Source organism: Faecalibacillus sp. MSK20_93 (assembly GCF_020589945.1).
GTDB lineage: Bacteria > Bacillota_I > Bacilli_A > Erysipelotrichales > Coprobacillaceae > Faecalibacillus > Faecalibacillus intestinalis.
Genome location: NZ_JAJDKA010000083.1, coordinates 1 through 7,565 on the forward strand (window position 1 = coordinate 1; position 7,565 = coordinate 7,565).

The 7,565-nt window shown below is 33.2% G+C and carries 2 protein-coding genes; both read right to left on the reverse strand.

Annotation, left to right across the window (positions count from 1 at the left end; all coding sequences use genetic code 11):
• Window positions 1–88 precede the first annotated feature (88 nt).
• A complete protein-coding gene (gene rpoC / locus LJD34_RS14960) occupies window positions 89–3,748 on the reverse strand; it encodes a DNA-directed RNA polymerase subunit beta' (RefSeq protein ID WP_227360279.1) in 3,660 nt (1,219 codons plus the stop codon).
• 14 nt (window positions 3,749–3,762) lie between these two features.
• On the reverse strand, window positions 3,763–7,368 hold the full coding sequence (gene rpoB / locus LJD34_RS14965) for a DNA-directed RNA polymerase subunit beta (RefSeq protein ID WP_052010783.1): 3,606 nt from the start codon (window positions 7,366–7,368) through the stop codon (window positions 3,763–3,765).
• Between the last annotated feature and the right edge of the window lie 197 nt (window positions 7,369–7,565).

Genomic DNA, 7,565 nt, shown 5'->3' on the forward strand with positions numbered 1-7,565 from the left:
AATTCTACTTTTATTTTTCATTTTTTTAAAGTGGAATTTAACTTTTCACTTTAGCAAATATAAAAAAAATAGGCCTAAGCCTATTTTTTTATAATTGATCTCCAAGATTTTCATGATTATCATCTAATAAATCATATTTAGCAAGTTCAGCTGCTTTTGCTTCTTCAGCTTCTTTTGCTAATGTTTCAGGTGATTTTAAAGGACCTCTAAATCCTGTACCAGCTGGTAATAATTTACCAATTAATACATTTTCTTTTAATCCTTTTAACATATCTTTCTTACCTTTAATTGATGCATCAGTTAAGATCTTAGTAGTTTCTTGGAATGATGCTGCAGATAAGAATGAATCAGTTTCAAGAGATGCTTTAGTAATACCTAATAAGATTGGTCTACCAACAGCTGGATGTTTTCCTTCTTTTAATGCTTCTCTATTTAATTCAGTAAATTGAGTTACATTAACATGTGTTCCAGGAAGTGTTCCAGTATCTCCACCTTCAACAATTCTAATTTTCTTCAACATTTGTCTTACGATAATTTCGATATGTTTATCAGAAATTTCGATACCTTGAATACGATATACTTTTTGAACTTCTTTAATAATATACTTTTCAACAGCTTCTGTATCAGCTACATTTAATAATTCTTTTGGATCAATAGAACCTTTAGTGATTTTATCACCAATACGTACTTCATCACCAACATTAACTCTTAATTTTGCACCATATGGAGTTAAGTAACTTCTTGTTTCTAAATCGTTAGAAACAACAACTTCCATTCTTCCTGCATTATCAATAATATTTGATACTTCACCATCAATTTCAGAAATAATTGATTTAGCTTTTGGATTACGTGCTTCAAACAATTCTTGAATACGAGGTAACCCTTGAGTGATATCGGCACCACCGGCAACCCCACCATCATGGAAAGTACGCATTGTTAACTGAGTACCTGGTTCACCGATTGATTGTGCAGCCATAACCCCAACAGCTTCACCTAATTCAACAACATTACCTGTTGCTAAGTTACGACCATAACATTTTTTACAAACTCCGCCTTTAGCAACGCAGCCAAGAACTGAACGAATTTCAACTTCTTTAATACCTGCATCACAAACAACTTTAGCGTTTTGTTCAGTAAAGATTTCACCTGCAGCAACTAATAATTCTTTAGTTTCTGGATGGTAAACATCTTTTTGTGAATAACGACCAACTAAACGGTCATATAATGGAACAATTACAGTATTGTCATCTGTATTGTATAATTCAGTAACAACGAATCCTCTATCTGTTCCACAATCTTCTTCAGAAATAATAACTTCTTGAGCAACGTCTACTAAACGTCTTGTTAAGTAACCTGAATCGGCAGTCTTTAAGGCAGTATCTGTAGAACCTTTACGGGCACCGTGTGTTGAAATAAAGAATTCTGATGCTGTTAAACCTTCACGGAAGGCAGACTTGATTGGTAACTCGATTGTTTCCCCTTTTGGATTTGACATCAATCCACGCATACCTACTAACTGAGTGAAGTTAGAAAGTGATCCACGGGCACCTGAATCAGACATGATGAAGATTGGGTTACGATCATCAGCTTCGAACTCTTGACGAACGACTTCTTGGACTTCATCTTTAACACCAGTCCATAATTTGATTACGCTTTGGTATCTTTCTGCTTCAGTTAATTTACCTTTATTATAGAAAGTTTTAATTTGTTCAAGTTTTTGATCTGCTTTATCAAAGATTTCAAATTTAGCTTGTGGCACTTGGATATCATAAGCAGATACTGTAATACCAGCAATTGTTGAATATTTAAATCCTTGGTCTTTTAACTTATCAAGCATTAAACTTGTATCAGTTAATGCAGATTGTTTGAACACTTCATCAATGATGCTTCCTAATGCTTTTTTACCTAATGGTTTAACTGGTTGTTGAGCAGCAATATGTGCTTTAATATCAGTTCCCATTGGAACAAAGTATCTATCAGGTGTTCCAGATAAGTTTTCTTTACCTGGTTCATTGATAAATGGGAATTGTCCATCAAAGATATCATTAAAGAAAATTTTACCTACAGTAGTAATTAAATAACTGTTATTTTGAGCTTCTGTAAATGTTGCATTGTGTAATGCAGATGCTTTAATAGCAACTCTTGTATGAAGATTTACAGTTTTAGCAAAATATGCATGATCAACTTCATTTCTATCAGCAAAGACAGTACCTTCACCAATTGCTCCAACATCTTCTAATGTTAAGTAGTAGTTACCTAACACCATGTCTTGGGATGGAGTAACGATAGGTTTACCATCTTTAGGACCTAAGATATTTGTTGATCCTAACATTAATTGTCTTGCTTCTTGAATTGCTTCTTCACCTAATGGTACATGGACAGCCATTTGGTCCCCATCGAAATCGGCATTGAACGCTGGAGTTACTAATGGGTGAAGACGAATAGCACGTCCTTCTACTAATTTAGGTTCGAATGCTTGGATACCTAATCTATGAAGAGTTGGCGCACGGTTTAATAATACTGGATGTGCTTTGATAACTTCTTCAACGATTGGCCAAATTTTATCATCCATTTTATCAATTAATCTTTCAGCTGCTTTAATATTTGTAGCAATTTCTTGATCAACTAAACCATGGATAACAAATGGTTTAAATAAGCTTAATGCCATTTCACGTGGGATACCACATTGATACATTTTTAAGTCTGGTCCTACAGCGATAACTGAACGTCCTGAATAGTCAACACGTTTACCTAATAAGTTTTGACGGAAACGTCCTTGTTTACCTTTTAATGTATGGCTTAATGATTTTAACGCACGTCCACCAGCACCAGTAATTGGTTTAGAACGACGACCATTATCAATTAAGGCATCAACAGCTTCTTGTAACATACGCTTTTCATTTTGAACGATAATAGAAGGTGTTCCAAGTTCTAATAATTTTTTCAAACGATTATTACGAGTAATAACACGTCTATATAAATCATTTAAATCACTTGTCGCAAAACGTCCACCATCTAATTGTAACATAGGTCTTAAATCAGGTGGTATAACTGGTAATGCTTCAAGAATCATCCATTCAGGTTGATTATCAGAAGATCTAAATGCTTCAATAGCTTCTAATCTCTTCAATAATTTAGTACGTTTTTGTCCTTGAGCTTCTTTTAATTCTTTAGATACAAGTTCAAATTCTGCATCTAAATCAACTTGTTTTAATAAAGTTTGAATCGCTTCAGCCCCAATTTGAGCTTCAAATGTATGACCAAATTGTTCATAACATTTACGATAATCTCTTTCAGATAATACTTGTTTGTATTCTAAAGGTGTAGTTCCTTTATCAATAACAACATAAGAAACAAAATAAATAATTTCTTCTAGTTGTTTTGGTGACATATCTAAGATTAATCCCATTCTTGATGGAATACCTTTTAAATACCAAATATGTGCTACTGGTGTAGCTAATTCAATATGTCCCATACGTTCACGACGTACTGCAGATTTAGTAACTTCTACACCACATCGATCACATACAACACCTTTATATCTAATTTTCTTATATTTTCCACAACTACATTCCCAATCCTTAGATGGTCCAAAGATTCTTTCACAGAATAGACCATCTTTTTCAGGCTTTTGAGAACGATAGTTAATCGTTTCAGGTTTTTTTACTTCACCATAAGACCATTCACGAATTTTTTCAGGAGATGCTAATCCAATTTGGATTGATGAAAATTTATTAGTATTTGCCATTTTCTATTCCCTCCTTATAATGATTCACTTTCTTCAGTTTCAACTAATTCTTCAGATTTCATAGCATCAGTAACAACTTCTTTTTCTTCGTTTACATCTTCTTTTTCAATTGATCTTGGGAAACGTCTTTCTTCATCTTCGATATTTCTTTCATCAATTTCTTGATCATTTTCATCTAATAAACGAATATCTAATGCTAATGCTTGTAATTCTTTCTTTAATACTCTAAATGATTCAGGTAATCCTGGTTCTGGCATTGGTTGTCCTTTAACAATAGCTTCATATGTTTTAACACGTCCAACAACATCATCAGATTTAACAGTTAAGATTTCACGAAGTGTATAAGCAGCACCATAAGCTTCAAGTGCCCAAACTTCCATTTCCCCAAATCTTTGTCCACCGTTTTGAGCTTTACCTCCAAGTGGTTGTTGAGTAACTAATGAGTAAGGTCCTACTGAACGTGCATGTAATTTATCATCAACCATGTGTGATAATTTAACGAAGTACATAATACCTACAGATACAGGAGAATCAAAATATTCACCCGTACGTCCAGAAATAACAGGTTGTTTTCCATCTTCATTCATTCCTGCTTCTTTCATTAATGCTTCTAAGTCTTCACGATGTAAACCATCGAAAGCAGGAGTAGCAATATATAAACCTAATTGTCTAGCGGCATAACCTAAATGTAACTCTAATACTTGTCCGATATTCATACGAGATGGAACCCCTAATGGATTTAACATGATATCTAATGGTGTACCATCTTCTAAGTGTGGCATATCTTCGATTGGTAAGATTTTTGAAATAACCCCTTTATTACCATGACGTCCAGCCATTTTATCTCCTTCAGAGATTTTACGTTTTTGAACGATATAAACTTTAACAACACGGTTAACACCTGGTTGTAATTCATCACCATTTTTACGATCAAAGATTTTAATATCATGAACGATACCAGCCCCACCATGAGGAACTCTTAATGAATTATCTTTAACTTCTCTTGACTTTTCACCAAAGATTGCAAGTAATAATTTTTCTTCTGCTGATAATTCAGCTTGACCTTTTGGAGTAACTTTACCAACTAAGATATCTCCTTCTTTAACTTCAGCACCAATCATGATGATACCATCACTATTTAAGTTTTTACGTGCTTCATCCCCAACGTTAGGGATATCTCTTGTAATTTCTTCAGGTCCTAATTTTGTATCACGACATTCAATTGAATATTCATCAATATGAATAGATGTATATACATCTTCTTTTACTAATCTTTCAGACATAATAACGGCATCTTCGTAGTTATAACCATTCCATGTCATGAAACCAACTAACACGTTTTGTCCTAATGCTAATTCACCTTGTTCCATTGCTGGACCATCAGCTAATACTTGACCAACAACAACTTCTTCTCCAACTTTAACAATTGGTTTATGGTTGATACAAGTTCCTGCATTTGAAATAGCAAATTTTGTTAAACGATATTTGTGAACAACTGCTTCATCATCCACGATTTCAATACGTTTAGCATCTACATAACTTACAGTACCGTTATGTTTACTTACTAAAGCTGCTCCAGAATCTCTTGCAGCTTGATATTCCATACCTGTCCCAACAAATGGTGTATGTGGATTTAATAAAGGTACAGCTTGACGTTGCATGTTGGCACCCATTAAAGCACGAGTTGCATCATCGTTTTCCAAGAATGGAATACATGAAGTGGCAACAGAAACGATTTGTTTTGGAGAAATATCGATAAAATCAACATCTTCTCTTTTAGCCATAATATTTTCACCTAAATGACGGGCGATAACTTGTTCATCTAAGATTTCACCTTCATCAGATGTTTGTACATTTGCTTGTGCAATAATATAATTTTTTTCTTCATCAGCAGTTAAATAACGTACATCGTCTTCATCGATAACACATTTATTAACTTTACGATATGGAGTTTCAATAAATCCATATTCATTGATTTTAGCATAAGATGCTAAAGTTGAAATTAACCCGATGTTTGGACCTTCAGGAGTTTCGATTGGACAAATTCTTCCATAATGGGAAGCATGTACGTCACGGACTTCATATCCTGCACGGTCTCTTGATAAACCACCTGGCCCTAATGCAGATAAACGACGTTTATTTGTTAATTCGGCTAATGGGTTAATTTGATCCATGAATTGTGATAATTGTGATGACGCAAAGAATTCTTTCATTGCGGCAGTTAATGGACGAATATTTGTTAAAGATTGTGGTGTTACTGAATCCACTTCAGATAATGACATTCTTTCTTTAACAACTCTTTCCATTCTTGATAATCCAATTCTGAATTGGTTTTGAATTAATTCACCTACAGAACGTACACGTCTATTTCCTAAATGATCAATATCATCTAATAAACCTATACGAGCCATATGAGATACTCTATCTTCAGGTGCTAAATCATAAGAATTGAAAATATCAACTAAGTTTAACATATATGAATATGCTGCAATCATGTCAGAGATTGTAACATATTTACAATTTAATGATAAATCTGTACCAATTACTTTCATAACTTTAGTACGTGATTCATCAACATAAACATGGACTACTTGTAATACACCATTACTTTCTAATCTAGGATTAGTTTTCATTTCAACAGTGTGTGCACCTGCTTCAAAAACAGGTCTTAATGTATCAATAACTTCATTTGTAATAACTGTTCCTTTTGTACAAACAACGTTACCATCAATATCTTTAACATCTTCAGCAAGAACACGTCCTGCAATACGATCTAATAAACTTAATTTTTTCTTAAATTTGAAACGACCAGCTTTAGCTAAATCATAACGTTTAGGATCAAAGAATCTAGTATATAAAAGGCTTGTAGCACCTTCTAATGTAGCAGGTTCTCCTGGTCTTAATTTATTATAAATTTCAATTAAAGCTTCTTCTGTGTTTGTTGTATTATCTTTTGCTAAAGTGTTCAAAATAAATTCATGATCACCAAAAACATCAATAATATCTTCATTACTAGAAAGTCCTAAAGCACGTAATAAAACTGTTCCTGGGATTTTTCTATTACGGTCAATACGAACATTTAAAACATCTTTTGCATCATTTTCGAACTCTAACCAAGTCCCTCTTGATGGGATAATACTACCTTCAAAGACAGTTTTACCACTTTTATCAATGGCATCAGCAAAGTATGCCCCTGGTGAACGTACTAATTGAGATACAATAACACGTTCTGCCCCATTAATAATGAAAGTTCCTGAATCAGTCATTAATGGGAAATCACCCATAAATACTTCTTGTTCTTTAATTTCACCAGTTCCTGAATTGATTAAACGTAAAGTAGCACGAATTGGTGCTGCATAATTTGCATCACGATCTTTACTTTCGTTTACGGAATATTTTGGTTCATCAAAGGCACAATCAACAAATTCTAATGATAAAGTTTCATTAAAGTTTGTAATTGGGTAGATATCATCAAATACTTCTTTAATTCCTACTTCTTTAAACCATTTATAGGAATTTGTTTGAATTTCTACTAAATTTGGTAACTCTAAAGATCCTGAAATCCTAGAGTAATTACGACGAGTAATCTTGCTTTTTGCTGTAGTTGTATGCTTTTCCACGAATTAACTCCACCCTTCTTTATCTCTATTAAACTGTTTTTGAGCGCACAAAAACGCTTGATTTTAAATATTAATAGTCATTATTGTATTTTAGATAAAGGTTTCAAAAAAGTCAATACCTTTTTTTATAAAAAATAAAAAATCTAAAGTGAAAAGTTAAATTCCACTTTAGATATGACAAAGTGGATTTTAGTCTT